Here is a 25,735-nt window from a genome sequence, read left to right on the forward strand (position 1 = left end):
CTTGGCGTAACCTCTTGGTTGTCGCACGTCCGAGAGGACAATAACAATATAAGGAGTGACTCCATGTCGACGCTAAAGAAGACGACCCTCGCGCTTGCTCTGGCAGGCGCCACGCTCGCCACTACCGCTCAAGCTAATGAAGTCGAAGTGCTGCACTGGTGGACGTCCGGTGGTGAAGCACGCGCTGCCAATGTGCTCAAAGAGTTAATGGAAGCTGAAGGCTACGGTTGGCAGGACTTTGCCGTGGCCGGTGGTGGCGGTGAAACCGCCATGACGGTACTTAAATCTCGCGCCATGTCGGGCAATCCACCTTCTGCGGCGCAAATTAAAGGCCCCGAAATTCAAGAGTGGGGTGAGCTTGGCTTGCTCGGTGACTTGAATAGCGTTGCCGATGCCGAAGGTTGGGATGAACTACTCCCTGAAGTCGTCGCCGACATTATGCGCCACGACGGCCAATACGTGGCGGTGCCTGTCAACGTGCACCGGGTAAACTGGTTGTGGGCCAACCCGCAAGTGCTGGAAGCGGCAGGGGTTGAGATGCCCACCACGCTGGACGAGCTATTTGAAGCAGGTGAAGCCATTCGCGAAGCGGGTTTCGTGCCGCTGGCGCACGGTGGCCAGGCATGGCAGGACGCGACGGTATTTGAAAGCGTGCTGTTAGGTGGTCAGGGTAGCGAGTTTTATCAGCAGGCGCTGGTAGAGCTAGACCCAGAAGCGCTGGGTGGCGAACAAATGATCGATGCCCTTGAAGACTTCAAGCGTACCCGTGAGTTGATGGATGAAGGCATGCCCGGACGCGACTGGAATGTCGCTACGGCGATGGTGATTCAAGGCGTTGCCGGGTTCCAACTCATGGGCGACTGGGCCAAAGGGGAATTCACCGCGGCTGGGTTAACCGCCGGGGAAGATTACCTGTGTGCGGCAGCGCCGGGCACTGAAGATGCGTTCACCTTCAATATCGATAGCCTGGCCATGTTCCGGGTCACCGACGACGAAGAGCGCGAGGCCCAGCAGGCGCTAGCTCGCTTGGTGCTTGAACCCACCTTCCAAGAAGCGTTTAACCTTGCTAAAGGCTCGATTCCGGCGCGGCCTGATCTGGATATGAGCGAATTCGATAGCTGTGCCCAGCAGTCGTTGGCCGACTTTCAGCGCACCGCCGAAGAGGGTGGTTTAGTGCCGAGTATGGCTCACGGTATGGCCGTTCGCGCGGATATTCAGGGCGCCATTTTTGATGTAGTGACTAACTACTTCAACGACGCCGATATGCCTGCTGAAGAAGCGGCGGAACGTATGGTGAGCGCCGCCGAAGCGGCCTCTTTCTAAGGTTTTCTAGACCTTACGTTCTCTAGACGCCGTCGCAACGGCGGCGTTTATGCTGCTTGGCAAGGATACTTCTCCAATGAGAGATTCCCTCCCCATGAAAAATACCTCTGCGACGCCTTTAGCGCCTGGCGCTAAGCGGCCGACGCCCTCCGGCGGTCTGCAGGCGTGGTTACCTCGTTTGGTGCTGGCGCCGTCCGTGGCCATTTCGCTGTTCTTTGTTTACGGCTTTATGCTCTGGACATTCGTGCTGTCGCTCACCAGCTCACGCATGCTGCCCAGCTATGACTTTGTCGGCTTTGGCCAGTATGCGCGCTTAATGGCCAATGAGCGCTGGTGGGTCGCCTCCACCAACTTGATGATTTTTGGCGTTTTGTTTGTTGCGGTTTGCCTGGTGATTGGCGCGCTGCTGGCCATATTGCTTGATCAGAAAATTCGTCAGGAGGGCGCGCTGCGCACGATTTACCTCTACCCCATGGCGCTGTCGTTTATCGTCACCGGGGTGGTGTGGAAGTGGCTGCTTAACCCGCAGTTGGGTATCCAGGCGATGGTGCAAGGCTGGGGCTTTGAGTCGTTTCGTTTTGATTGGATTGTTGACCCGGATATGGCCATTTATACCCTGGTGATTGCCGCCGTATGGCAGGCGTCCGGGTTTGTGATGGCGCTGTTTTTAGCCGGTTTGCGGGGCATCGACGACAGCATTATCAAGGCAGCCCAGTTGGATGGCGCCAGCCTGCCGCGGATTTATCTGCGCGTGGTCATGCCGTGTCTGCGTCCGGTCGTGTTTAGCGCGGTGATGATTTTGGCGCATATTGCCATCAAGAGCTTTGACCTGGTCGTCGCGCTCACCGGCGGTGGGCCAGGCTACGCCACCGACTTACCCGCCACCTTTATGTACGCTCACGCCTTCACTCGGGCGCAAATTGGCTTGGGCTCGGCCAGCGCCATGCTGATGTTGGGCGGCGTGCTGGCGATTTTGATTCCGTACCTCTACTCCGAACTAAGGAGCCGCAAGCATGGCTAATGTGATTCGTCGGCAGACGCCCGCTGCGCGGCTGGGCCGTGGCCTGCTTTATACCGTGCTGATCCTCGCCGCGCTGTTCTATATCCTGCCGCTGGTGGTGATGGTGATGACCTCGGTGAAGCCGTTGAGCGAAATCAGCGCCGGTTCGCTGCTCTCATTGCCGCAAAACCCCACTCTGGCACCGTGGACTAAGGCCTGGGGAGAAGCTTGCACGGGGATGCGTTGCGATGGCGTTGGCGGCTACTTCTGGAACTCCTTTGCCATCGTGATTCCGGCAGTGCTGATCTCCACTACGATTGGTGCGCTGAACGGCTACGCGCTGACCAAATGGCGTTTTAAAGGCTCGGAACTGGTTTTCGCGTTGATGCTGTTTGGCTGTTTTATTCCCTTTCAGGTGGTGCTGCTGCCCATGGCGCAAACCCTCGGCTGGCTGGGTATCTCCAGCTCCCGCGCTGGGTTGATTCTGGTTCACGTGGTCTTTGGTATCGCTTTCACCACGCTGTTTTTCCGCAACTTCTACGTGGGTATCCCTAACGAGCTGGTGTCGGCGGCGAAGTTGGACGGCGCGGGCTTTTTCCGCATCTTCTGGCGCATTCTGCTACCGGTTTCTGCACCGATTATCGTTGTCTCGGTGATTTGGCAGTTCACCCAAATCTGGAACGACTTCCTGTTTGGCGTGGCGTTTTCGGCCCACAACACCCAGCCGGTGACCGTGGCGCTTAACAACCTGGTCAATACCTCCACCGGCGTGCGTGAGTACAACGTCGACATGGCAGCGGCGATGATTGCCGCGCTGCCTACCCTGGTGGTGTACGTGTTGGCGGGAAAATACTTCGTGCGCGGGCTGACAGCGGGCTCGGTTAAAGGTTAGTTATTTTAAAAGCCTAACAAAAATAGGATTCCTTATTTATGGCAGCGTTAGAAATCCACAACGTGCGCAAAGAGTTCGGCAGCGAGCGGGTGCTCAAAGACGTCAGTATTTCGATCGATTCCGGCGAGTTCCTGATTCTGGTTGGCCCCTCGGGCTGCGGTAAGTCCACACTGATGAATGCCATTGCCGGGCTAGAGCCGGTGACTTCCGGCAACATCTATATCGATGGTGAAGACGTCACCTGGCGCACACCCGCGGATCGGGATATCGCCATGGTGTTTCAGTCTTACGCGCTTTACCCCAGCATGACCGTGCGCCAGAACATCAGCTTCGGGCTTGAGATGCGTAAGGTGCCTAAGCCAGAGCGGGAAGCCGCGGTGGAGCGGGTGGCCGATCTACTGCAGATTACTCACCTGCTGGAGCGAAAGCCTGCACAGCTTTCCGGCGGGCAGCGCCAGCGGGTGGCGATGGGGCGTGCGCTGGCTCGGGAGCCCAAGGTCTACCTGTTTGACGAGCCGCTCTCCAACCTGGATGCGAAACTGCGCGTGGATATGCGCACCGAGATCAAAAAGCTCCACCAACGCCTGGGCACCACCATTGTTTACGTCACCCACGACCAGGTCGAAGCCATGACCCTGGCCGACTGCATCGCGGTGATGCGCGATGGGCATATTCTGCAGCTGGGCTCGCCGGATGAGGTCTACAACAACCCGGTGGATATGTTTGTGGCTGGCTTTATGGGCTCGCCGTCGATGAACTTTATTCGCGCGACTCTGGAAGATAACAACGGCGGTTATCAACTGCGGATTGCCACGCCGGGTGAGGATGAGCTGGTGCTGCCCTGGCCGGAGGAGCGTATCGCTGCGGATATGGCCGAACGGCTTAACCAGCCGGTCATTCTTGGCTTACGCCCGGAGCACTTCAGCGAAGAGGATGAGCGGTTAACCTCCCAAGCCGAAGGCACGCTGCTAAGCGCCAGCGTGGCAGTGGTGGAGCCTACCGGGGCGGATATTCTGCTGCGCCTACCGCTGGGCGAACAGGAAGTGACCGCCCGCGTCGGGCCAAAATGCGCGGTGGTGGCTGGGGAGCGCTTAGCGCTGCGCGTCGATATGGGGCGGGCGATTTTGTTTGATGCCGAGACCGAGCAGCGTATTGCGTAAGCGCCTTGGTTCCAACCCGGTGTGAAAGAATAAGGCCCCCTGCTGGTTTCAGCAGGGGGCCTTTTTTACAGTTGCCTGAAGGTTTCAGCTTCAGGTATCACTTGCGGATAAGCCGCAGCTCGCCATTGAGCGCCTTGATGATCGAATAGCACATTAGCAACATCACAATCGAGAACGGAATAGCGGTGGCGGTGACACCGGCTTGAAGCGCAGTCAGGCCACCACCAATAAGCAGCACAATCGCGATGAGACCCTCGACAACCGCCCAGAACATCCGCTGTGGCCGCGGAGCGTCGATTTTACCACCGGCGGTGATGGTATCGATGACCAGGGAGCCGGAATCCGATGAGGTGACAAAGAAGATCAGCGCCAACACGATGCCCAGGGTCGACATCAGGCCCGTCAGCGGTAGTTCGTTCAGCATGCCGAACAGCGAAAGCTCGGGTCTGTAGTTGTCGATGACATACTCTTTAACCAGGCTGCCCGCTGGGTCAGCGTAGAGCTGTTCAAGGGCAGTCGAGCCAAAGACGCCCATCCAGACAAAGATAAACAGACTAGGCACCAGCAAAACGCAGAGGATAAATTCACGCACCGTGCGGCCCCGGGATACCCGAGCGATAAACATCCCCACGAAAGGTGCCCAGCTAATCCACCAAGCCCAGTAGAAAATCGTCCAGGACTGGCGGTAGGCATCGTCGTCACGACCGAAGGGCGCGGATAGAGGAATAAAGTCCGTGACATAGGTGGTAAGCCCCGACCAGAAACCCGTCATGGCCAATAAGGTAGGGCCAGCGAAGAGCACAAAAAAGAAGAACAGAACGGCCAGGATCATATTGATCTCGGAAAGCTTCTTCAAACCACCTTCAAGACCGCGCCAGACCGAGACTAGCGCCACCGCCGTTACCAGAATGATGACGATGACCTGGGTCAAGGTGCTGACTTCCAGGCCGAAGACAAAGTTCATCCCCGCATTGGCCTGCTGGGCACCGAGCCCAAGGGACGTTGCCAGCCCAAAAAGGGTGGAAAACACCGCCAGGATATCGATTACATGGCCCCACCAGCCCCAGACGCGCTCACCGAGAATGGGAAAGAAGGCCGAGCGAATCGAGAAGGGTAGGCCCTTGTTATAGGTAAACAGGCCCAGCGCCAGCGCCATGACGATATACACCGCCCAGCCATGGATACCCCAGTGGAGATAGGTACCCGCCAGGCCCATGGCGCTGGCGTCATCAATCGCCGCTGGGTTTAGCTCACCGTCAGCACCAAACGGCGACTCGACGCCCAAGGGCAGCGAGACATTGGCGTGGTAAACCGGCTCGAGTACGCCGAAGAAGAGCAGGCCGATGCCGATACCCGCGGTGAACAGCATAGCGAACCAGGAGAGGTAGCTGTGATCCGGTCGGGCATCGGCCCCGCCCAGCCTGACTGAGCCATAAGGTAGAACCACCAGCGCTAAGCAGAACAGAATAAAGAAATCGACCAGAATCATGAAATACCAGTCCAGCGTTCCCGTCGAGAACGCGACAATGGACTGAAAAGCGTTTCCCGCACGCTCTGGAAACAGCAGGGTGAGGACGATGAAAATGGCCGAAGCAAGCGCGGATACCACAAAGACGCGATTGTGGATGTCGAAGCCAATAGGGCCAAACTGCCCCTTGATATTGTCTTGACCGACGACATAGTCGGTCTGCATATCGCTGGCTATTGGGAGCGAGTCAGAATCATTGGGGGTACTCATAAACAGTTTCTCCGCACTGGAGGATGTTATGCCAAACTCCCATCATGAGGACAAGCAGCGTTGAATCGCAAATTGTGGTCGAAAACAGACTTGGCGCCGTTGCGCCTACTTCATTCGCGGCTCTGTGGGGTCTTATCTTTGTCGAGACGCTTGATTTGCCGCCACAAGTCTTGGCGCAGATCGGCGATCCTGGGCTGTTCATCGGCAGTGAAGGGCACCGGGCGGCATAGGCGCTGGGCGCGAAGCCCCAAGCGTGCGCTAAGCAGTCCGGTAGCCAGGCCCTGGCCTGCGCGTGCAGAGAGACGCCCGGCTAAATCCAGTGAGAGCATATCCATGCTGGCGTCGGTGGCCAGTTCGCTGGCTCCGGCAAAGGCCATATTATGCAGCACATTGCGAAATAACCGCAGGCGGCTGGCGTAGCCGAGCTCGAGCCCGTAAAGGCGGCAGAGCCGATCGACCATTGCCAAGCTACGCCAGGCCACCAGCGCCATATCCACTAGCGTTAGCGGACTGATCGCGACCATGATGGCGGTTTCGCCGGACATGCGGGTAATCAGCCGCTGGGCTTCGCGGTCACGGGGCGCTAGCAGGTGGTAACGCAGCAGTGTCTGAATTTCCTCGCCGCTATGGTGAGGCTGGCTAGCGCGTTGAAAGGCTAGCCAGTGCGGATCGTCGTCGGCGAGTTTGAGTTGGCGCCTTAACTGCTCGGCCATTGCCCGGGCCTGCTTGGGTGAGCGTAGCGGCAGCTCGGCAAGCTCGCCGCGCAGTTTGTCGTGGCGTTTCAGGCGACGCAAACTGCCCAGCTCTTTGAGCAATGAGATTCCTCCTAGACCGATCAAACTGATTCCGAATGCCTGCCAAGCCATAGTCAACCACTGGGATTGGGCCAATGCATCGGGTATGCCTGTTACCAGTTCTGCAGTGCCCAAACCGGCGCCTCCCACCAGGGCGAATATAAGCCCCCAGCGTCGTTTACGCGGCACACCTAAACTGGCAGCGGGCAGGGCTTTGTCTTCTGGCAGGGGCGCTAGTGGATGGTGCTCGCTGGCGCCCGCAAAGGCTTCGCGCTGGCGAAGAGGTGTTTCTACATCAGCGACCTCTTCGGGCTTTTCATCCAGATTAAAATTGCGCCGCGGCTGTGGGGTGGTCATGTCAGTTTATCTCCAATCAGCCAGTCGATAGCGGCGTCCATGCGAATATGATCCAGCGATTCTGAGGTGGTTGGCATCGGGCGAAATCCGGGGAAGTCAAAGCCCTGCTGCTGCCAGAAATCGGCAGCGGGCAGCCGGGCGGGCACATCGCCTGGGTAAACCAGCACCTCTTCGCCCTCTAGTGTGGTGCCTCGCAGCGCAGGTGAACGCTTACCCTCATGAGCCACCTCACGGGCTTCCGTGGCACGAATCGCTGCCAGCGAGAGTGCTTTAACCGGTACATTGGCAAAGCGCAGGTCTTTAAGTGGCTCTGCCAGCAGCGCTTCTAATAACTGCACCAAATGGCCGTGCTGGTCGGGGGTTACATGATCCGCTTTGGTGGCGGCAATCGCCAGCCGGTCAATTTTGGGCGCGAACAGGCGCGTAAGCAGGCTGCGTTTGCCGTAGTCGAAGCTGTGCATTAACTGTCGCAGTGCTCGTGAAAGGTCTTCAAAGCGCTCAGGCCCGGCATTGAGCGCGCCAAGTACATCCACCAGTACAATCTGGCGGTCAAAGCGGCGGAAGTGGTCGCGATAGAAAGGTTTGACCACCTGCTGCTGGTAGTAGCGAAAGCGCGCCGCTAGAGTGGCGTAGAGGCTATTGGCGGGCAGGGCCTCCAGCGCTTCTCGAGAGGTATTGGCTCGAGACGCATTAAGCTGGGGCAGCGGGAAAAACTGCAGTACCGGCGCGCCTTCCAGTTCTCCCGGCAGCAAAAAACGCCCCGGTTGGAGGTCGGAAAACCCCGCCTGCTTGGCGCGGCGCAGGCCTTGAGCGTACTCCTCGGCCAGAGCAGCAAGTTGGGCCTCATCCGCTTCGTCAGCCGGATCGAGCTGCTCCACCGCTGCCAACCACTCGCTAAACAGGCTGCGGCGCTGTTCGCCTGCGTATAGCGCCTGAGCTTGGCTCCAGCTGTAAAAGTCGTGCTGCAATAGCGGCAGGTCGAGCAGCCACTCCCCTGGGTAGTCGAATAGATCCAGGGTTAGGTGAGCAATTTCCGGTGTTAACCAGCCGCTGCGGGCAGGGCGGTAGCGTAGCTGTAAGCGTAACTCGCTGATGCCACGGGTGGGTTCGGGCCAGCGCGGCGGGGTATCGCGCAGCGCGGCCATTCCGGGGTCGTAAGGAAAACGCGGCACGCCTAAGTCGGGCTGGTTAAGCCGCTGGGCACCGAGAAGGCGGCCCTCCCGGGCAGCGGGCAGCAAGTCGAGCCGCGCCTCAACGCCAGCGTGACGCAATTGATTGACCAGAGAGGTCAAAAAAGCGGTTTTGCCTGCTTGGGAGAGGCCCGTTACCGCTAAGCGCAACTGGCGATCCCTTCCGCGCTCCAACAAATTGCTCAGTTCGCGACTTAACGGCTGGCGCATCCTTTCAATCCCTTTGTGGCTCTTGCCTAGTCTTTATTGGCTAAACATTAATACCAATTGCGAAAGCATCGGCAGGGTGGCAATTAAAAAACCAACCCCCGCCAGGGTGTAGCCGGGCCAGCGCCGAGTCATCTTCTGCGCCAGGGTCAGGCCAGCCAAACACACCACCATACCGATTAAATTAAACGCCAGGGTGGCGGCTTCTAGCCATTGTTGCGGATCCATCGGGTCTCCCTAGCTCATCAAACGTAATGAGTGCATGGTAACAAAGCGTTAATGAACCGAAGATTAACCGCGGCTGAGGGTGGTACCTAACAGGTGCTGAGCGCCGGGTACCAGCCAGACCGGGTCTAGGCGCGTATTGGCCGCTTCAACGCAAATAAACTGACGCGCTACCTCGGCAGGTGTGTCGCTGGGCAGGTCGTTATTGGGGTGCCACACCACCGTGGAGTCGCTCGACTGCTTACCGATGCGCAGGGTACGCTCGCCATCGTTGAGCAGCACCGCTTCATTGGTGTGGTAAATGCGGTCAACGGCGCCCTGAACGGCCAGCGTGCCTTGCTGTTCGCTTTCTGCAAAGTCGCGTAGTTTGTCGAGATAGCGGGCGCCGGAAAGCCCTTTCAGGCGGCACTGATGGGTGTCAGCAACGGCTAAATAGGTGTGCAGCGCACCGCTGGTTTTGATCGGCGTTTCGCCGATGTTTTCGCTAATCAGCTCAACGTTTAAGCGCTGAGCGTTGGCTTGTACCACTAGGCGCGCGGTGAGCAGCGTATGCAGAGGCTGCGCTGGAGAAAGGTGGAGCTCAATTCCCTCGGCGTGCTCATCAACGGCATCCAAACGCCAGTCGGCGTGGCGGGCAAGGCCATGGAAAGGGCCGTCGTGGTTGGGGCTCTCGTCGGCAAAGCGCTCGTCGGCGAACCACGGCCAGCAGAGTGGTATACCACCCCGGATAGCGCCAGGCAGCGCCTGGGGCGTCGGGGTCAGCCATAACCAGTCGGTGTCACCGACAGGGCAGAAGTGCAGCACTTGAGCGCCCTGGAGGCTAATCACCAGCTCGCCCCACGGCATATTGAAAAGCACTACGTCGCGGCCTTCCCACTGAGCCGTTTGCTGTCCTTGAGTGCTTTTAATCAGTTGGTTTAGCGAGCTGGGGATCATGAATTTTCCTTTAAGAGTAACCAAGCATCGATACCTAGGGGCACCGAAAAGTAACGCCATGTGCTATGGTAGAACAAGCGTGACTGGTAGGTAAAACGCCTATCAACATACGTAGCTAAAACCCGTCATTGAAATAGTAAGGAGACTATATGGGCTTTATTGCATGGTTAATCATTGGTGGTTTGGCTGGTTGGATTGCTGGCAACATCATGCGTGGCGGCGGTTTCGGCGTCCTGGGTAATATCGGCGTCGGTATTGTGGGGGCGCTTGTCGGTGGGTTTTTGTTCAGCCTTTTAGGCCTCTCTGCGGGAGGTTTCATCGGATCGCTGGTGACCGCGACCGTGGGGGCAGTAGTGCTCCTTTGGGTGATAAGCAAAGTAAAACAATCTTAGCGATTGAGTAGCTAACCGCATGACACCGCCCGGCCTTGTGCCGGGCGGTGTCGTTTTATGCCTGCCTCTGCCCAGGGCTATCGGTGTTAGCGCCACTTTCCGTTACACTAGGCAGCTTTACTCCGGCTTTTTGCTGGTGACATTGTGCTTTTTCGAGGTGCCTCTTGATCGACGCGTTAAATGCCTGGTGGGCCCAACAGCTGGTGCTGTGTGATTGGGCGTTTACTCCTCATCCGTTGGCGGTCGATGCAGGCGCGGCGGAACAGCGGCTGCTGGAACTGGGCATTACCAGCCGGGGCGAGCTGGCCGAGCAGTTGTTCCATGGCCTGGGTGCGCCCGCAGGCAGTGCCGACCGTTTGCTAGGTGCTCTAGAGTGGGCCGCGCTGGCGGGGGCGGCGGGCTGGTTAGAGGCTGATCAAGCCCGCCATTGGGCGCATCATCTAACCCGTCGCATCACCAGCGATTACAGCGATCTACGCGCCTGGCTAGCGGATCTACGCCGTGCGTTAGGCGCACGGGGTTGGGAAGTGGGGGCCAACGACCGTTTTATCGACGCCTGTCAGGCGCTGGCCAAGCTTGAAACCGATGGCGAGGGTATTACCTGGGAGGCTCTCGAAAATGCCCTGGCTAAGCTGCCGGCTCCCGCCCCGCTATGGCCCCAACAGCCTGAAGCGCAGAGCTGGCGACTATGCGCGCTTTTTCGGCCGATTATTGTCTATCCCGCTAGTCAAACCGATTGGCCCGAGGCTACCGAGTGGCTTGCTCATGTGTGGGATGTCCATGACCGTGACGCGCTTATTGGCGTGATGCTATGGCTAGGCGCTCAAGGCGAGCGCCAGCGCTGGGATATCGAAGCCCGTGAGCTATTAAGTATGGACAATGCCCAGCGCATGGAGTGGCAGCGTAGTGTGGTAGAAGAGTCGCCCTATGCGCCGGTGCTGAATAAATTCGTCACCCAAGGCGAGCCCCTGGAGTGGGCGGCCTGGGATTGGCTGCGGATTGTTGAACTCGCCTGGGCCGGCGCCTGCTCTGGCTTGCTTAGCCAGGAAGAGGCTGATGACTTAGCGGGGCATGCCGCCGATTTGATCAGTCGCCGCTACCACGATTGGTACGCCGTCCTTAACGCCTACGGGCGCGGGCAGAGTCTTTTTGACGGTATTGATCGGCGGGGGAAAACACCCAGCGAGCGGCATCGGTTACTGCTGCACAGCGGCCATAGCCCTTGGAAGCGCTCGCCGCGGGAGCTGTTAGACGAGCCCGCGCTCAAAGCGTCTCAAACGCGCATTCGTCAATGGCGCAACACCCCCCATCACTGGCTGTTGGCGCTGGCCAGCGTGCGTGAGCCGGATGCCATGCTGCGCCAGATAGACCCCTCCGCGGCGCTACCGGAAGAGCAGCGTGCCGACGCGGCGCTGTATTTGCAGGAGTCACTTGGCCTACATGCCGATGAAGGCGCTCATGCAATGGCGCGCTACTGGCTGCCCGCCCAGGCGCACCACCTTAATCAGCTGGCAGCTGACGCTGTGCACGGTGTTTTGCCCCCTTCGCAAAGCTGGTTTGGTCAGCCGACCCCGGAAGAGCTTAAACAGCGCAATGCGGTTAAAGGGGTCAGTCGCCATGCGGCGACTATCCATATGGCCGAAAAATTCGCCTTTTATCTGCATATGTCCCTCGACAGCGGTTTATTCGATCGCGCGCCGTTAATGGCGCATGCCAGCGCATTGCGAAGCTGCCTGTGCCGTTTTTACCCCAATGCCAAGCGGCTGTTAGACGCTTGGTTCGCTTGGGAGAGCTGTCTGCCCGAACCTGAACACGCCTCGCTGGTGAATGAAATTATTTGGCATATTGAAGATCCGGGCAGCCTGTTTCACTGGCTGGATTGGCGTCACGATGCCTGGTGCGAGCCGGGCAGTCGCCCTACGTTGAGCCACTTTACTGCCATGTCATTGGTGGGACCGTTAAATAGTGCGGTGTGGAGTGAGCCCCAGCCCGAGAGCGCCCGCGAGTGCGCCGAGATTCGCGAGTGGGTGGAGAGCCACTACCACTTGAGCAATGCTGGCGATATGCAGGATTTTTTGAGTTACATGCTCGAATCGGGGGATCGCCAGGAATATCAGATTAACTATGCGCCCTATACGCTCAACACTGAGCGCTTAAGCGCTGAGATCGCCATTCTTGAATCCGGCGACTGTGCTGAAGATGAGCGCCACCATCTGCTTCGCTTACGCCGTGTGCGTGACAACGAAGACGGCTGTAATGAGGTGGATATGGCGGCCTGGGATATTGCCCAACTGGTCGATCTGGCCATTGCCGCCCGGCAGCTTGGCTGGCTGGATAGCGCGGCCTTTGCCAAGGTATTGGATCGTGCTTACCAATTGGCGGCGGATCATTATGCCGGGTGGCAGGAGTATGCTATGGGAATGTACGCTGGCTTTTCTTTTTTTATGGGCGAAACTCCGGAGCGGGAAAGCTTTTTAGCCGGTTTCCGTCAGGCGCTGGTGGCTTGGGTATGCGGTGCGCCGGTATTGGCTGGCCCATGGGTAAGTTTGGATTTTCCGGGCAATAAACCACGCCATTTTGCGCCACTGCATATTGATACTCTGCCCGGCGATCAGCGCACGTTACATTGATGCTCGCCAAACATATGATAACTAGCTTATAGTCGTGCATAGAAAAATGAGTTTTTTCATACCATCCTCTTATTAATGTCACGAGGTTAATCGCATGGTTGCGTTCCCACGCCCCGCTGTGACCGCTGTCCGTGTTGTAAGTGTTTGTTTTATAGTTACATTGGTTGCTGGCTGTGCAGGTTCTGCGCGACAGAGCAATATGCAGGCCCCCGAGAATTACTTCTCGATGACGTTACCGGGAATGGGGGCGAACCCGCAAATGTCTCCGGTTGATCCTATCGATGCGCATCTGCGCAGTTTGCAAGTACCGCCGCCAACAGTGATTCGCGAGGCGCTGTTGGCTCAACATCAGCGCTGGGCAGGAACGCCTTACCGAATTGGTGGCACCTCAGAGAGAGGCATCGACTGTTCGGCCCTGGTTCGCAATGTTTACCGTGACACCTTTAATTTAGAGCTTCCGCGCTCCACCCGTGGCCAAGTACACGAGGGACGCTCGATCGACCGCCAAGAGCTGCAGGCGGGCGATCTGGTGTTCTTCCGCCCGCCGGGTCGCTATAACCATGTGGGGATCTATGTGGGCGATGGTTATTTTCTCCACGCCTCGACCTCAAAAGGGGTGATTATTTCCAGCCTGGATAATAGTTACTGGCAGCGCTACTACTGGCAGTCACGTCGCGCGCTGGAGCCAACGCATCTGGCCCAGCTGGGTGGCAACGTTTTCCAGTAGCCGGACGTTTCTTACTCTAGGAATGGCATGATTGAAGCCAAAACGCGCGCCTGGTGGCGCGCCACCTTGGCGCTTTGCCTTGGCTCATTTCTTGTTTTTATCAATTTATACGCACCGCAGCCGCTGCTGCCAGGGTTAAAGGAGACCTATCAGGTCTCTACCTTAGGCGTCAGTCTGCTGATGTCAGCGTCGACTCTCTCCTTAGCTATTGCGCTGTTGGTCTTCGGTCCCCTTTCGGATGCTATTGGCCGCGAAGGTATCATGCGTATCACACTGCTGTTAGCAGGCGGCTGTTCGATTGCCTTGGCCTTTGCCCCCACCTTTGAAAGCTTGCTGCTGCTACGCCTGGTGCAGGGCTTTGTGCTGGGCGGTCTGCCAGCAGTGGCGATCGCTTGGATGGGCGATGAGTTTGACAAGCCTGCGCTGTTAAGCGCCGTAGGGCTCTATATTGGCGCCAATTCCCTCGGTGGCATTAGCGGACGTATTGTCGGCGGTAGCGCCGCTGAAATAGGCGGCCCCACCGCGGCATTCCTAGCAGTAGGCCTTATGACGCTTGTCGGCTGTGTGCTATTTTGGCGCCTGTTGCCCAACAGCCGTGCCTTTATTCCCCAGCGCTTCGAGCTGCGCAAAGCAGTAAGCGATTTAGTCACTCATTTACGCAACCCGGTGCTGCTCGCCGCTTACTGCTTAGGGGGTATCAACTTCCTGATTTTTATTAATCAATACAGCTATATCACCTTTCGGTTGGCGGCAGCGCCGTATCAATTAGCCGCCAGCGGTCTGGGGCTGATTTTTTTGACCTATCTCGGCGGTACCTTCGGTTCGATGATTTCTGGGCGGCTGGCTGGGCGGTTTTCTCCCGCAGCATGCATGATGGTGGGGGTAGTGACGTTAATGCTGGGCACGGCGATTACGTTAGCGGACTCGCTGGTGCTGATTATCATCGGCTTAACCGTCAATGCCTTTGGCTTTTTCCTGGCCCATTCGTTGGCCTCCAGCTGGGTAGGCCGTTATGCCCAGGGCGCCCGGGGCAGCGCCTCGGCGCTTTACTTAGTATTTTACTATGTGGGGGCCAGTTTGGGCGGCTTCTGGCTTGAACCTTTCTGGCAATGGGCCGGTTGGTTGGGCGTCACCATAGGCTCGTGGCTGCTGCTAAGTATCACGCTGATGATTGCTTTAGGCCTATGGCGTTTTGAACGTCGCCAAACTATTAGCTAGATGCTCGTCAATTGACCATCGCTTAAGTGCAAGCGCTGTGGGCAAAGCCGTTCCAGCAGGGCGCTGTCGTGACTAATCACCAGCACGCCAAGCTGGCGCTGTTCCGCCTCTCGTTTTAACGCCTGCCAAAGCTCAAGCTGGGTAATCGGGTCGAGCATGGTGGAGATCTCATCAGCGACCAGAAAGCGCACCTCCGGGGCGAGTGCCCGCAACACGCATACCCGCTGTAACTCTCCCCCCGATAGTGATTGTGGAAAGCGCGATAGCCAGCTTGGCTGCACGCCAAACGCTTGGCACTGGGCGTCGGAAGGTGTCCAGGCTTCCCGCAGTATTTTGCCTACCCGCCAGCGTGGGTTGACCGCCAGCTCCGGCGATTGTGGCAGCCACTGCACGGGCTGCACGCCGCTTTTCGGTAGCGCCGCGCCATCCAGCGTGACAGCGCCCGTTTGAGGCGCTAAATAGCCCGCTAGCAGTTTGCCCAGCGTTGATTTACCTGCCCCAGAGTCGCCGCTTAGCCCTAGCCATTGACCCGCGTTCAGCGTCAGTGAAAGAGCCCGCAGCAATGGCGCGCTGTTAGCAAACTGAAAACGAAGTTGGTGCGCTTTAAGCAACGTTTGCCTCCTGTTGCAGCTGTGGCGTCCGGCTTGTCTCGCTGGTCGAAAAGTGATTATCCGGTAGCGCCTGCCACAATGCCTTTGAATAATCATGGGTTAGCGAGTCGCCGGTGCCTTGAAAAGCATTGGCAGGCGCGGTTTCAACCCGCTTGCCGTTACGCATAATGGTGACGCGGTCAGCAATCGGTAGGGCGTGGCGCAGGTCGTGAGTGATTAACATCACCGTTTTGCCTTGGTCGGCCAGCCCGCGCAGAGCTGCTAACACACGCTGGCGCTGGTGTGGGTCAAGACCCACGCTGGGTTCGTCTGCAATCACCAGCTTGGCTTGGCTGACATGGGCCATGGCCGTCAACACACGGCGTGCCATCCCGCCGGAAAGCTCATGGGCATAGGCCTGCTGTGCACGGGCGTCTAGCTGATAGTGGTCGAGGGCTTGTTGGGAAGAGCGCCAAGCGTGGGCTGATGATTGGCCTGCGCGCTGGGCCGCCCAGGCCACCTGGCGTTGCGTACGCACCAGCGGGTCTAAGGCGCTTAGCGATTGGGGAATCAGCGCCAGCTCTCGGCCGCGAAGCTGGCGTTGGCGAATGTCATCGAGTGGTTTTCCTTGGTAGTAAAGCTGCCCATTCAAACGCGCGGGTGTCGGTAGTAAACCCATAATCGAATAGGCCAACAGACTTTTGCCGGCACCGGAGGCGCCCACCACTGCATGTACCTCTCCAGGGGAAAGCGTTAGTGAAAATGCATCCAGGCAGGTGGCCCAGTCGCGCTTCCACCAGGAGGCATACAAAGGCAGCTGTAGCGATAATTGATCAATCGTTAACACGGTAGGCCTCCTATCCATAGTTTTTACAGCTAGCGGTTTTCTGAAAAGTGCTAAAGCGCACTGCGCAAGCGGCTGGAAAGGCGCTCGAAACCCAGCACCATCAGTAACAGCCCCAAGCCGGGAAATACCCCCAGCCACCAGTAGCCACCGCTTAGGTAACGCATGGCGTCGGCCAGCAGCACGCCAATAGCGGGCTGGCTGGGGCTTAGGCCAAAGCCCAAAAAGGTCAAGGCGGCTTCGTGGAGAATCGCATGGGGAAATAACAGTAGCGCGCCGACCAAACAGTGAGGAAGCAAATGGGGGAGCAGGTGGCCATGGAGCACAAACCAGCGCGATTTACCCAGCGCACGAGAAATGCGCACATAAGGCGCTTGACGCAGTTGCAACAGCTCGGCGCGCAGCACCCGGGCCAAACTCGGCCAGTGGGTGACAGCCACGGCAATAATCACTGCTTGGGTGCCGCCGCCCAGGGCAAAGGCGATTAGCATCAATAAAATCAGGTGGGGCACGCTGAGCAACGTATCAATCAGCAGGCTTACCAACGCATCCAGACGCGCTGACAGCGTGGCCAGCGTTGCCAGGCTCAATGCAATCAGCGTGCTTAGTAGCGCCGCCAAGCAGCCCACCCAAAAGCTTAACGCCAGCCCTGCCAACGTGCGCGCCCACAGTTCCCGGCCTAGTGCATCGGTACCCAGCCAGTGGTCAACGCTCGGCGGGGCCAGCCGAGCGTCAAACTGCATCTGCTGGGCTGCATCACCTAATAGCCACTGGCTAGCGATCAGCCCCGCGACCAACAGAACGGCGACGCCCAGGCTGAAGGCGGCACGCAGGCGCGGTTGAGTATTCCGGTTTGTTAGGGTGAGTCTCATAGGTTCCCCTGCTTAATGCGGGGGTCTATGACACCATAGAGCGTATCGGCGATCATATTGCCGACGCTGACAAACAGTGCGGTAAAGAGGGCAATGCCCAGCAGCAGTGGAACATCACTACGCAGGCCGGCCGCCACTGTGGCTTGGCCTAGTCCTGGGTAGGCAAATACCTGCTCGATCAATATGGAGCCGCCAAACAGCTCGCCCAGCGAGGCAAACGCCAGGGTAATCGCCGGTAAGCTGGCATGGCGAAGACCGTGGCGCCAGGCCACATCAAGGCGGCTGGCACCCTGGGCGAAGGCGTGGATAGCAACGTCTGAGCGCATTAGCTCAAGCATGCGAGCGCGGGTGTGCAGTGTGATATTGGCGATGCCCAGCAGTGCCAGGGTGGCGATCGGCAGCACGAGATGGTGAAGGCGTGTAGCGAGAGTGACATTTTGGCTTAAGGTGCCCGTTGGGCCTGCGCAGCAGGTGGGTGTCCAGCCTAGCGTTACTGAAAAGAGCAGCACAGCAAGTATCGCTAGCCAGAAAGCGGGGGTGGAGGCGGTCAGGTAGGCATAGGTGCTAATAACTTTATCCAGCCTGGAGCCCTCTTTGGCGCCGGCTACAACGCCAAGGCTAAATCCCAGTAGCGCCGAAAGTAGCCAAGCGCCGCTTAACAGCGCAATCGAGCGCTGAAAACGCTGGCCGATCACCTCGCTAACCGGTTGGTTGTACACATGGCTCCAGCCTAAATCGCCGCTCACTAACTGGCGCAGCCAGTGGCCAAACTGCACGGCAGGAGGCTCATCAAATCCCCAGCGCTGGGCGATTAATTCGCGCTGCTCGGGGCTAACCTGGGCCATCTGAGGGCCTAGGTAGGCATCGACTGGGTCAATGGGCGAGACCATCATCAGCCCAAACGCGACCAGTGCCACGCACAGCAGCACCAGGCTTAGGCGTGACAGCCGCATGGCGAGAAGCACTATTCCTCGCACGTCCAACGCCACTCAAGCAGGTTAGCGGTGATCGGCCAGCCGTGGCCGTGGGGCGCTACGCCCAGCTCGCCAACGTCCAAGCAGCTATCGGCAAAGTAGACGTGCTCAAGATTGACCAGCCAGGCCCAGCTACTGTCGCCGCGCAGGCCATAGCCGGTCGTGCCATCCCACTGGGCGGCTTGCCAGTACTGGTTGGCTTGCTCGGGGCTGTCAGCCGCCTGGGCGGCGTCAAGGTGGGCATTAACTTCCGGGTTGGCGTAAAAGCCGCTGTTATAGAAGCCATAGCCCGCATGCTGGCTATGGAAAAGGTAGTAAATTTCCTGGGGACTGTGGCTGCCATAGCCGAACATAATCGCGTCCTGGTGCAGCGCTTCACGCTGGATTTCGTCCCAGTGGCGGCCGGTGGGCTGCATCTCAATACCCAGTGGGCGCACCATTTCGGCGCTGACTTCCGCGAGCAACTGCCGGGTGGTATCGCTGGCGGGGTAGGTAAGCCTAAAGCGGGCGGGTAAGTCTCCTTTGTAGCGTAGGCCATCGTCACGAAGCTCCCAGCCAGCGCTTTCAAGTATTTCTGCCGCATGAGTCAAGTCGGGTGCTACCACATTCTCTTTTGGATCACTCCAGGGTAGGTCGTCAGCTGGGCCAAACGCAGGGCGCCCAAAACCGTGCAGCGCTACCTCCACCAAGGTTTCACGGTCGACCGCAAGGTTGATGGCTTGGCGAATGGCAAGGTCGGCGGTGACGTCGTTGCCAATCGGTGCCCCTGATTCAGCGTGCTCCCCATTGGCAGGCTGCATGGGGAACAGAATGCCGCGGTTATCGACGCTTTCCATGATGACCCGCTGCATCTGCGCCGGTACATTGGCCGCCAGCGCTGGCGGCACGGAGGCGATATCAACCTGGCCAGCATGGGCGGCACTTAGCGTGGCGTCTTCACCGGTAAACCGAAATACCAGCCGTTCAAAGGCGGGCGTCGGGCCGTAGAAGTAAGGATTACGTTCAACAATCAACTGCTCGCCTTCCTGCCACTCGACCAGTTGATAGGGGCCGGAACCCAGGGGCTGGCGGCCATACTGCTCGCTATAGCCGTTGTCACGTTCGGCGCTCGGCACAATCCCCAGCGTCATTAGCTGATCAACAAAGGTGATACGAGGGGCGCGGAGATGAAGCGTGACGGTATACTCACCCACGGCTTGCGCATGATCCAGAGCACTTAGGTCGGCACGCCCACCTGCCTTGGCCGCTGCGTTGAAGGTATAGGCCACGTCTGCAGCGGTCAGCGGCGTGCCGTCGGCAAAACGGGCATCGCCGCGCAGGGTGAGTGTCCATGTTAGACGATCTTCAGAAAGTGACCACTGGGTAGCCAATTCAGGCTGTGGCGTAAGGTCTCTGCCCCGGGAGAGCAGCGTCGACTGGAACAGCGGATTGCCGTATTGTCCCCAGCCCAGTAGCGGGTCAAAGCCCTGCTCGGGCTCACCGCCAATGGCGAGCACTAACTGCTCTTTTGCCTGCACGGCGCTCGTGGCCACTAAACAACCGAGGGCTAAACAACTAAGTGCAATACCCAGTAAGATAGGCCGAGGGAATCCAGGCATCGCTTTATCCTTGATGTCATTGGTATGATCTTTTTTCAATAACATCATACTAACGGCATGGGCGACACTTGCAAAGTGAATCAATTGAGGGGGCGTGAATGCAGCGTGTAACGATAACGCTTGATGAGGAGCTGGTGGCAGAAGTCGATACGTTGATGCGAGAGCGCGGCTACCAAAACCGCTCAGAGGCGATTCGCGACCTGACCCGCAGTGGTTTAAAGCAGGTAAGGGAAGAGGCTGCACCGGATTCGCCCTGTATGGGCGCGCTGGTGTATGTTTATGATCATGCCGCCCGCGAGCTCTCCAAGCGTTTAACGCGCCACTCCCATGACCATCATGACCTGACGCTGTCGACCCTGCATGTGCATATCAACCATGATAGCTGCCTGGAAGTGGCGCTGCTCAAAGGTCAGGGGCGTGCGCTCAAACAATTTGCCGCCGAAGTAACGTCGTCGCGAAGCGTGCGCCACGGGCAGCTTGTGCTGATACCCGATGAGTAGAAAGGTTTTTTGTCAGGCATAAAAAAGGGCGACCCGATTGGGTCACCCTTTTTGCAACGGTTACGCGAGCGTCTTAGTGCTCAACGCCGCCTTCGCCGTGCACGTGGCCGTGCTCAACTTCTTCAGCGCTGGCTTCACGTACTTCAGCGATCTCAACATCAAAGTTGAGCTGCTGGCCTGCCAGCGGGTGGTTGCCATCGACAACCACCGTATCGCCTTCGACTTTCTTGACGGTAACCATGAGCGGGCCGCCTTGGGTCTGGGCTTGGAACTGCATGCCCGGCTCAATGCTTTCAACGCCTTGGAACGCATCGCGCGGTACTTCTTGCATCAGCTGCTCTTGCAGCTCGCCGTAACCTTCTTCAGGGGATACGGCAACGTTCAGCTTATCGCCTGCTGCACGGCCTTCCAGCTCTTTCTCAAGGCCTGGAATGATATTGCCGGCGCCGTGGAGGTAGGTAAGCGGCTCGCGGCCTTCGGAACTGTCTAGCACTTCACCTGCATCGTTGGTCAGGGTGTAGTGAAACGCGACAACCGAGTTTTGCGCAATTTGCATGGAATAACCTTTCGGTGAGTGCATGTTCCAATATGGTAACGCGTGTGGGCTGGCTTGTCAGGGGGTAGCGGCGCTTTTTCCTACTCACCACTTTCGGCGGTATTGCGCACCAGGGTGTCCAGGGATACCCTACGACCATCACTTTTTCCTTTACCCAATCACTTTTGGAGCATGCAATGACGATCTTGATTATTTGGCTTATCGCTTTCTGCCTGATTGCCTACTTTGCGAATCAGCGCTGGAACAGCGGCTTCAGCCAGGGGTTAGATAAGGTGTTGCCTGGTTTTTTGAAAACGCATGGCGATAACCGTTATCTATGGGTGATTACGTTGGCAGTGTTGGGCGCGACAACGTTAGTGAAGCCGGTTGATATGCTGCTGGTGGTTATTCTGCTGGGGCTTATTGGCTGGGCAGTCATGGCGCTGGTGAACTGGGCGGGCAGCAAAGTTCACTGACTTCGCCGATAGTTACAAAACGGTCAAAAATAGCCATTAAAAAAGCCCGGCCATCACATTAGATGGCCGGGCTTTTTTGATGTGATCAAGCGCTATTCATTAACGCTGCTTAAATCAATAAGGCGCAACGCTTACGCTACCACCACTACCGATCAGGCGAACACGCTGACCGGCTTGGAATTGGCGGTCTGCGCGCTGAACGACAACGATATCAGAGCCGTCGTCACGACGAATTTCCATCTCCAGCGCGTTGACGCGGTTAGTCGCATCTTCAGCGGCCGTACCTGCCACCGCACCACCGAGCGCACCAGCAACCGTTGCCAATTGACGACCAGAGCCACCACCGACTTGGTTGCCCAGAAGGCCACCAATGATCGCGCCACCACCACTGCCTAAAAGGCCGCCTGCACGGCTTTCAGCCTGAATCTGTACCGGACGAACCGCCACGATGGTGCCATAAGTGACGCTTTGGCTCGTTTTAGCCTGGTTACCGCTATAGACATCGCCAGAGTAGCCGGATGTGTTGGCGCAGCCAGCTAGGGTGAGAATGCTTAGTGCGGCAACGGGTAAAAGAAGACGTTTCATTAAAACCTCCAGGGTGTCTATGTTGATAACTGTCGCCCACATAGCTGTCATTCAGAGGACGGTTTGAGGAGCGATTGCAGTTATAGAACAGTGTTCGTTAAAGATAGCCGATGCTAATGGCTTTGACCAGCGATCGTTTAAAAAGATCAAAGCTGAGCAAGCTGTAGCCCAAAAATAGCTTAATCGAGAGTTTAACAGTGTATTAAGAAAACAGTGTGCAAATACCACTAGACAAACAAAAACAGGAGGCCTGAAGGCCTCCTGTTGTAGGGTTTGCATGGTGAGTTAAGGGGTTAAAACCTGCTCATTAGCCAAACTGATTCATGGTGTTGTCTTTGCCACCGGCTTTGAGCGCAGCATCGCCGTGGAAGAACTCTTTGTGGTCATCACCAATATTGGAACCCGCCATATCCTGGTGACGAACCGTGGCGATTCCCTGGCGGATTTCCTGGCGCTGTACGCCTTTTACGTAAGCCAGCATGCCTTCGTCGCCGAAGTAGCCTTTCGCCAGATTGTCGGTAGACAGGGCGGCGGTATGGTAAGTCGGCAGAGTGATCAAGTGGTGGAAGATGCCCGCTTCGCGTGATGAGTCGCGCTGGAAGTTACGCGTCCACTCGTCAGCTAACTGACCTAGTTCGGTGTTGTCGTACTCGGCGCTCATCAACTTGTCGCGCTGGTAAGCTGACACATTTTTTCCCTCTTCCTGCCAGGCATCGAACACCTGCTGGCGGAAGTTCAGCGTCCAGTTGAACGACGGTGAGTTGTTGTAGACGAGCTTGGCATCCGGCACTACTTCACGAATCCGGTTAACCATGCTGGCGATCTGGCCAACGTGGGGCTTCTCGGTTTCAATCCACAGCAAGTCGGCACCGTTTTGCAGGCTGGTGATACAGTCGAGAATCACGCGGTCTTCGCCAGTGCCGGGTTTGAACTGGTAGAGGCCAGAGGCGAGGCGCTTGGGTTTCATCAGCTTGCCGTTCTGCTTGATGACAACGTCGCCGTTGTTGATATCGGCAGCGTTCTCAATCACATCGCCGTCCAGGAAGCTGTTGTACTGATCGCCTAGATCGCCTGGTTCATTGGTGACGGCAATTTTTTGCGTCAAACCAGCGCCGAGAGAGTCGGTGCGCGCTACGATTACGCCATCTTCAATACCAAGTTCTAAAAAGGCGTAACGTACGGCGTTGATTTTGGCTAAAAAGTCTTCATGGGGCACGGTAACTTTACCGTCCTGGTGACCGCACTGCTTTTCATCAGAGACTTGGTTTTCCAGCTGGATACAGCAGGCGCCCGCTTGAATAAACTTCTTGGCCAGCAGGTAGGTGGCTTCTGCGTTACCAAAGCCCGCATCGATATCGGCAATGATGGGGACGATATGGGTTTCATAGTTATCGATTTTGCTGATCAGTTCCTTCTGTTTGCCGCTGTCGCCCGCCTCTTTGGCTTCATCCAGGGCGCGGAACAGGTGATTGAGTTCCCATGCATCGGCTTGTTTTAGGAAGGTGTAGAGCTCTTCGATCAGATCCGCGACGGACGTTTTTTCGTGCATTGACTGGTCGGGCAGCGGGCCGAACTCGGAGCGCAGCGCGGCCACCATCCAGCCTGACAGGTAGAGGTAGCTACGTTTGGTGGTGCCAAAGTGCTTTTTGATCGAGATAAGCTTCTGCTGACCGATAAAGCCGTGCCAGCAGCCCAGTGACTGGGTGTACTGGGCGGTATCAGCATCGTAAGCGGCCATATCTTCGCGCATGACTTTGGCGGTGTAGCGAGCAATGTCCAGGCCGGTGTGGAAACGGTTTTGAGCGCGCATACGGGCAGCGTACTCAGGTTTGATGGCTTCCCATTTGCCGCCTTGTGCTTCGCGTAGCTGGGCCATGGCTTTGATATCGTCGAGCAGTCCTGTCATGAGCTTACCCTCTTTGGTCTTGATGATGTTTCGCAAATTAGCACTTACTTATGCTGCACCTGCGAAGTTGTATTTAGCATCATTGAATTTCGCGTTACTGTCACTAAGTCAATCGTCTCTAGGTCGATCGTCTCTAAGCCAATCGTCTGGGGTGCTAGCTTAGAGACATCAGTGCTAGAGGCATCTGATACAGCATTGCGGGCTTAAAGCATTCGCCATAACGCTGCAATGCAACAACTATCTACTAGGATCGCTCATTCAACAATTGACACTTGGGGGCACAGTGGGTTGTAACCCGACTACAGCGGGATAATAAAGCGGTAGGTTTGTGTAGTGGTTTTTCGTCAGGAGGGCGTCAAGTGAGCATAAAAAAGCACTGCCGAAGCAGTGCTAGAGATCAAACAAGAGGATCTATTCCGCAAGCGAAAGCGTCATTTCTCGATGGGGGATGCCCGCATCGAGAAACTCTTTGCCGTGGGCGACGAAGCCTAACCGCTCATAAAACGTCAGGGCATGCACCTGAGCGCTAAGTGCCACCTGGGCGTGACCTGCATGGCGAGCCGCCTCAATCGCGGCCTGCATCAGCAGTACGCCAATGCCGGTGCCACGGGCATCAGCCAGCACCGCAACACGACCAATATGGGCATCGGGCAGCAGCCGTGCGGTGCCAACCGGTTGCCCGTCGAGAAGTGCCAAAAAGTGCTGACACTCAGGATCCAGGCCATCCCACTCCTCATCCTGGGGCACGTTTTGTTCGTCAATAAACACTCTACGGCGGATCTCGCTGGCCGCCTGGCCAAGCGTTTCCCAGTCACCCGTGCTTATGTGGGTAATCGCCATCAATACTCCTCGTCGTCACCTTCATCGCCCATAAAGCCCAGGCTCCCGGTATTGACCAACTGTGTGATGAGCGCAGCAGCACCGTCAAGTTCGAGGTCTTCAGCATAAAGCGGGGTAGTGTCGGCAAGGCGTTTAGCCAACTCAGCCGAGCAAGCGTGGCCGTCGCCATCGACAAATAGCGTGGTGCCGCTGACGTCGCTGCGCCAAGCAAAGCGTGAGCCAGGCATATGGTAAAGCGGTTCGCCGTCTTGTAGCTGAGCAACAAGCGCCACTTCGGTCATCGGTGCTTCAAGCGGTACCACTTGGTCGACATATTTTGGTTGCGTCATCACCCGGCCAAACCACTGGGCGACTTGGGTCGGGTTATCCAGCGTCGACATAATCAGCTGACGCATCCGCTCTACCGCAGCGTCGTCCAGTTCACCAGGCTGCTGGGCAGGCGCCATGCCCGCATCGCTGTAACGCTGAGAGGCAGGGAGCTGTTCGCCGAGGTAGTCCGCATATGAGGTGATCGCCTCATCGGCGGAGGGCGCACGAAAGCCCACCGAAATGGTCATGCAGTCGTCGCTCTGGCTGACGCCGTGATGCGCCCAGCCAGGGGGAAGATAAAGCATATCGCCGGGGTCAAGCACCCAATCTGAGTCTGACTCTACGGTAAATTCCTTCAGTATACGTAGATCGATACCCTGAATGATTGGCGCATCTTCCGTTAATTTGCCGCCCAACTGCCAGCGACGGTGACCGCTGGCTTGGAGTAGGAAAACGTCGTATTGATCGATGTGCGCGCCCACATTGCCGCCAGGAGGCGCGTAGCTGATCATTACGTCATCGAGCCGCCAGCGGGGAAGGAAGTCAAACTCATCCATCAGTGCTGCCACCGCGGGCACATAGTGGTCAACCGCTTGCACCAGTAGGCTCCAGTTATTTTCTGGCAGCCGTTCGAAGGTGGCTTCATCGAAGGGGCCGTGGGAGACCTGCCAGGGGCCATCCGGGCCTTCTTCTTCGACCAGGCGCGCTTCTACGCCAGGCTCGCAGGCAAGACCCGCCAGCTCATCGGCTTCAATGGGGCTGATGAAGTCGGGTATTGCGCCACGAATCAGCAGCGGCTTTTGCTGCCAATAATTGGCCAGAAAGTCTGCGGCGGTAAGGTCGCCTAGCAGGGTTAACGGCTTATCGTGATGGTTCATGGCATTCCCTGGCGTTAGTAAGTTAGCGTTATATGGCGC

General features: G+C 57.5%; 25 protein-coding genes. 10 read left to right on the top strand and 15 right to left on the bottom strand.

Going from position 1 to position 25,735, the window contains the following annotated elements; all coding sequences use genetic code 11:
* Positions 1-63 precede the first annotated feature (63 nt).
* From A6R74_RS07390 to A6R74_RS07405, 4 genes are all read left to right on the top strand, one after another.
* Entirely contained in the window at positions 64-1,323 is a 1,260-nt protein-coding gene (locus A6R74_RS07390; protein WP_064233887.1) for an ABC transporter substrate-binding protein, read from the top strand.
* A gap of 94 nt (positions 1,324-1,417) precedes the next feature.
* Positions 1,418-2,344 carry a carbohydrate ABC transporter permease gene (locus tag A6R74_RS07395; protein ID WP_064233889.1) on the top strand — a complete coding sequence of 309 codons (927 nt, stop codon included), beginning with the start codon at positions 1,418-1,420 and terminating at the stop codon, positions 2,342-2,344.
* Positions 2,337-3,215, top strand: a complete 879-nt coding sequence (locus A6R74_RS07400) for a carbohydrate ABC transporter permease (RefSeq protein WP_064233891.1) — start codon at positions 2,337-2,339, stop codon at positions 3,213-3,215. Before A6R74_RS07395 ends, A6R74_RS07400 begins: the two co-directional genes overlap by 8 nt.
* Positions 3,216-3,253: 38 nt before the next feature.
* Positions 3,254-4,375 carry an ABC transporter ATP-binding protein gene (locus A6R74_RS07405; protein WP_064233892.1) on the top strand — a complete coding sequence of 374 codons (1,122 nt, stop codon included), beginning with the start codon at positions 3,254-3,256 and terminating at the stop codon, positions 4,373-4,375.
* A gap of 97 nt (positions 4,376-4,472) precedes the next feature.
* Here A6R74_RS07405 and A6R74_RS07410 read toward each other — a convergent pair whose 3' ends face one another.
* From A6R74_RS07410 to A6R74_RS07430, 5 genes are all read right to left on the bottom strand, one after another.
* A complete protein-coding gene (locus tag A6R74_RS07410) occupies positions 4,473-6,113 on the bottom strand; it encodes a BCCT family transporter (RefSeq protein ID WP_064233894.1) in 1,641 nt (546 codons plus the stop codon).
* A gap of 110 nt (positions 6,114-6,223) precedes the next feature.
* Positions 6,224-7,264, bottom strand: a complete 1,041-nt coding sequence (locus A6R74_RS07415; protein WP_064233896.1) for a YcjF family protein — start codon at positions 7,262-7,264, stop codon at positions 6,224-6,226.
* Entirely contained in the window at positions 7,261-8,664 is a 1,404-nt protein-coding gene (locus A6R74_RS07420) for a YcjX family protein (RefSeq protein ID WP_064233898.1), read from the bottom strand. The genes A6R74_RS07415 and A6R74_RS07420 overlap by 4 nt, the downstream gene beginning before the upstream one ends.
* 33 nt (positions 8,665-8,697) lie before the next feature.
* Positions 8,698-8,889, bottom strand: a complete 192-nt coding sequence (locus A6R74_RS07425) for a hypothetical protein (protein ID WP_064233900.1) — start codon at positions 8,887-8,889, stop codon at positions 8,698-8,700.
* Positions 8,890-8,952: 63 nt separating this feature from the next.
* A complete protein-coding gene (locus tag A6R74_RS07430; RefSeq protein WP_064233902.1) occupies positions 8,953-9,822 on the bottom strand; it encodes a D-hexose-6-phosphate mutarotase in 870 nt (289 codons plus the stop codon).
* A gap of 149 nt (positions 9,823-9,971) precedes the next feature.
* On the opposite strand from A6R74_RS07430, the gene A6R74_RS07435 reads away from it, so the two are divergent.
* The 4 genes from A6R74_RS07435 (at position 9,972) to A6R74_RS07450 (ending at position 14,789) form a co-directional block, all read left to right on the top strand.
* Entirely contained in the window at positions 9,972-10,214 is a 243-nt protein-coding gene (locus A6R74_RS07435) for a GlsB/YeaQ/YmgE family stress response membrane protein (RefSeq protein WP_064233903.1), read from the top strand.
* A 164-nt stretch (positions 10,215-10,378) separates the two neighbouring features.
* On the top strand, positions 10,379-12,844 hold the full coding sequence (locus A6R74_RS07440; RefSeq protein WP_064233905.1) for a YbeU/YbeR family protein: 2,466 nt from the start codon (positions 10,379-10,381) through the stop codon (positions 12,842-12,844).
* Between the two features lie 199 nt (positions 12,845-13,043).
* The gene (locus A6R74_RS07445) at positions 13,044-13,571 is read left to right on the top strand and encodes a C40 family peptidase (RefSeq protein ID WP_064233907.1); all 528 of its coding nucleotides are present in this window, start codon (positions 13,044-13,046) and stop codon (positions 13,569-13,571) included.
* A gap of 27 nt (positions 13,572-13,598) precedes the next feature.
* The gene (locus A6R74_RS07450; protein WP_064233909.1) at positions 13,599-14,789 is read left to right on the top strand and encodes an MFS transporter; all 1,191 of its coding nucleotides are present in this window, start codon (positions 13,599-13,601) and stop codon (positions 14,787-14,789) included.
* On the opposite strand, the gene A6R74_RS07455 is transcribed toward A6R74_RS07450, so the two are convergent.
* Genes A6R74_RS07455 through A6R74_RS07475 form a run of 5 tightly spaced genes read right to left on the bottom strand, consistent with a single transcriptional unit; the run spans position 14,786 to position 19,667 of the window.
* Positions 14,786-15,400, bottom strand: coding sequence for an ABC transporter ATP-binding protein (locus A6R74_RS07455; protein ID WP_064233911.1), 615 nt, complete (start codon positions 15,398-15,400; stop codon positions 14,786-14,788). The two genes, A6R74_RS07450 and A6R74_RS07455, sit on opposite strands and share 4 nt — an antisense overlap.
* Positions 15,393-16,226: an ATP-binding cassette domain-containing protein gene (locus A6R74_RS07460; RefSeq protein ID WP_064233913.1), complete on the bottom strand. Its 834-nt coding sequence runs from the start codon at positions 16,224-16,226 to the stop codon at positions 15,393-15,395. Before A6R74_RS07460 ends, A6R74_RS07455 begins: the two co-directional genes overlap by 8 nt.
* A gap of 50 nt (positions 16,227-16,276) precedes the next feature.
* A complete protein-coding gene (locus tag A6R74_RS07465; protein ID WP_064233914.1) occupies positions 16,277-17,095 on the bottom strand; it encodes an ABC transporter permease in 819 nt (272 codons plus the stop codon).
* Positions 17,092-18,048, bottom strand: coding sequence for an ABC transporter permease (locus A6R74_RS07470; protein WP_240488189.1), 957 nt, complete (start codon positions 18,046-18,048; stop codon positions 17,092-17,094). Before A6R74_RS07470 ends, A6R74_RS07465 begins: the two co-directional genes overlap by 4 nt.
* An 11-nt stretch (positions 18,049-18,059) precedes the next feature.
* Positions 18,060-19,667, bottom strand: a complete 1,608-nt coding sequence (locus A6R74_RS07475) for an ABC transporter substrate-binding protein (protein WP_064233962.1) — start codon at positions 19,665-19,667, stop codon at positions 18,060-18,062.
* 98 nt (positions 19,668-19,765) lie between these two features.
* Between A6R74_RS07475 and nikR the strand changes: the two genes are divergently transcribed.
* Complete coding sequence (gene nikR / locus A6R74_RS07480; RefSeq protein WP_064233916.1) at positions 19,766-20,167, top strand: nickel-responsive transcriptional regulator NikR; 402 nt, start codon at positions 19,766-19,768, stop codon at positions 20,165-20,167.
* A gap of 73 nt (positions 20,168-20,240) precedes the next feature.
* Here nikR and A6R74_RS07485 read toward each other — a convergent pair whose 3' ends face one another.
* On the bottom strand, positions 20,241-20,723 hold the full coding sequence (locus tag A6R74_RS07485) for an FKBP-type peptidyl-prolyl cis-trans isomerase (protein ID WP_007111084.1): 483 nt from the start codon (positions 20,721-20,723) through the stop codon (positions 20,241-20,243).
* 176 nt (positions 20,724-20,899) lie between these two features.
* On the opposite strand from A6R74_RS07485, the gene A6R74_RS07490 reads away from it, so the two are divergent.
* Positions 20,900-21,178: a hypothetical protein gene (locus A6R74_RS07490; protein ID WP_064233917.1), complete on the top strand. Its 279-nt coding sequence runs from the start codon at positions 20,900-20,902 to the stop codon at positions 21,176-21,178.
* Positions 21,179-21,292: 114 nt separating this feature from the next.
* On the opposite strand, the gene A6R74_RS07495 is transcribed toward A6R74_RS07490, so the two are convergent.
* The 4 genes from A6R74_RS07495 to A6R74_RS07510 form a co-directional block, all read right to left on the bottom strand.
* The gene (locus A6R74_RS07495) at positions 21,293-21,763 is read right to left on the bottom strand and encodes a glycine zipper 2TM domain-containing protein (RefSeq protein ID WP_064233918.1); all 471 of its coding nucleotides are present in this window, start codon (positions 21,761-21,763) and stop codon (positions 21,293-21,295) included.
* A 307-nt stretch (positions 21,764-22,070) separates the two neighbouring features.
* On the bottom strand, positions 22,071-23,669 hold the full coding sequence (locus tag A6R74_RS07500; RefSeq protein WP_064233919.1) for an isocitrate lyase: 1,599 nt from the start codon (positions 23,667-23,669) through the stop codon (positions 22,071-22,073).
* Positions 23,670-24,080: 411 nt separating this feature from the next.
* Positions 24,081-24,509, bottom strand: coding sequence for a GNAT family N-acetyltransferase (locus A6R74_RS07505; protein ID WP_064233920.1), 429 nt, complete (start codon positions 24,507-24,509; stop codon positions 24,081-24,083).
* Positions 24,509-25,696, bottom strand: coding sequence for a cupin domain-containing protein (locus tag A6R74_RS07510; RefSeq protein WP_064233921.1), 1,188 nt, complete (start codon positions 25,694-25,696; stop codon positions 24,509-24,511). The genes A6R74_RS07505 and A6R74_RS07510 overlap by 1 nt, the downstream gene beginning before the upstream one ends.
* Positions 25,697-25,735: the final 39 nt, after the last annotated feature.

This window comes from Halomonas sp. ALS9, from assembly GCF_001651035.1.
In the GTDB taxonomy this organism is placed as follows: Bacteria; Pseudomonadota; Gammaproteobacteria; order Pseudomonadales; family Halomonadaceae; genus Vreelandella.

Bases quoted from the DNA above. Each gene is read 5' to 3' on its own strand.
- A6R74_RS07405 (WP_064233892.1), top strand. From the start codon at position 3,254: ATGGCAGCGTTAGAAATCCACAACGTGCGCAAAGAGTTCGGCAGCGAG.
- A6R74_RS07510 (WP_064233921.1), bottom strand. From the start codon at position 25,696: ATGAACCATCACGATAAGCCGTTAACCCTGCTAGGCGACCTTACCGCC.
- A6R74_RS07475 (WP_064233962.1), bottom strand. From the start codon at position 19,667: ATGCCTGGATTCCCTCGGCCTATCTTACTGGGTATTGCACTTAGTTGT.
- A6R74_RS07425 (WP_064233900.1), bottom strand. From the start codon at position 8,889: ATGGATCCGCAACAATGGCTAGAAGCCGCCACCCTGGCGTTTAATTTA.
- A6R74_RS07485 (WP_007111084.1), bottom strand. From the start codon at position 20,723: ATGCAAATTGCGCAAAACTCGGTTGTCGCGTTTCACTACACCCTGACC.
- nikR (WP_064233916.1), top strand. From the start codon at position 19,766: ATGCAGCGTGTAACGATAACGCTTGATGAGGAGCTGGTGGCAGAAGTC.
- A6R74_RS07490 (WP_064233917.1), top strand. From the start codon at position 20,900: ATGACGATCTTGATTATTTGGCTTATCGCTTTCTGCCTGATTGCCTAC.
- A6R74_RS07445 (WP_064233907.1), top strand. From the start codon at position 13,044: ATGCAGGCCCCCGAGAATTACTTCTCGATGACGTTACCGGGAATGGGG.
- A6R74_RS07505 (WP_064233920.1), bottom strand. From the start codon at position 24,509: ATGGCGATTACCCACATAAGCACGGGTGACTGGGAAACGCTTGGCCAG.
- A6R74_RS07420 (WP_064233898.1), bottom strand. From the start codon at position 8,664: ATGCGCCAGCCGTTAAGTCGCGAACTGAGCAATTTGTTGGAGCGCGGA.
- A6R74_RS07495 (WP_064233918.1), bottom strand. From the start codon at position 21,763: ATGAAACGTCTTCTTTTACCCGTTGCCGCACTAAGCATTCTCACCCTA.
- A6R74_RS07430 (WP_064233902.1), bottom strand. From the start codon at position 9,822: ATGATCCCCAGCTCGCTAAACCAACTGATTAAAAGCACTCAAGGACAG.
- A6R74_RS07500 (WP_064233919.1), bottom strand. From the start codon at position 23,669: ATGACAGGACTGCTCGACGATATCAAAGCCATGGCCCAGCTACGCGAA.
- A6R74_RS07465 (WP_064233914.1), bottom strand. From the start codon at position 17,095: ATGAGACTCACCCTAACAAACCGGAATACTCAACCGCGCCTGCGTGCC.
- A6R74_RS07410 (WP_064233894.1), bottom strand. From the start codon at position 6,113: ATGAGTACCCCCAATGATTCTGACTCGCTCCCAATAGCCAGCGATATG.
- A6R74_RS07435 (WP_064233903.1), top strand. From the start codon at position 9,972: ATGGGCTTTATTGCATGGTTAATCATTGGTGGTTTGGCTGGTTGGATT.
- A6R74_RS07390 (WP_064233887.1), top strand. From the start codon at position 64: ATGTCGACGCTAAAGAAGACGACCCTCGCGCTTGCTCTGGCAGGCGCC.
- A6R74_RS07395 (WP_064233889.1), top strand. From the start codon at position 1,418: ATGAAAAATACCTCTGCGACGCCTTTAGCGCCTGGCGCTAAGCGGCCG.
- A6R74_RS07415 (WP_064233896.1), bottom strand. From the start codon at position 7,264: ATGACCACCCCACAGCCGCGGCGCAATTTTAATCTGGATGAAAAGCCC.
- A6R74_RS07400 (WP_064233891.1), top strand. From the start codon at position 2,337: ATGGCTAATGTGATTCGTCGGCAGACGCCCGCTGCGCGGCTGGGCCGT.
- A6R74_RS07450 (WP_064233909.1), top strand. From the start codon at position 13,599: ATGATTGAAGCCAAAACGCGCGCCTGGTGGCGCGCCACCTTGGCGCTT.
- A6R74_RS07470 (WP_240488189.1), bottom strand. From the start codon at position 18,048: ATGCGGCTGTCACGCCTAAGCCTGGTGCTGCTGTGCGTGGCACTGGTC.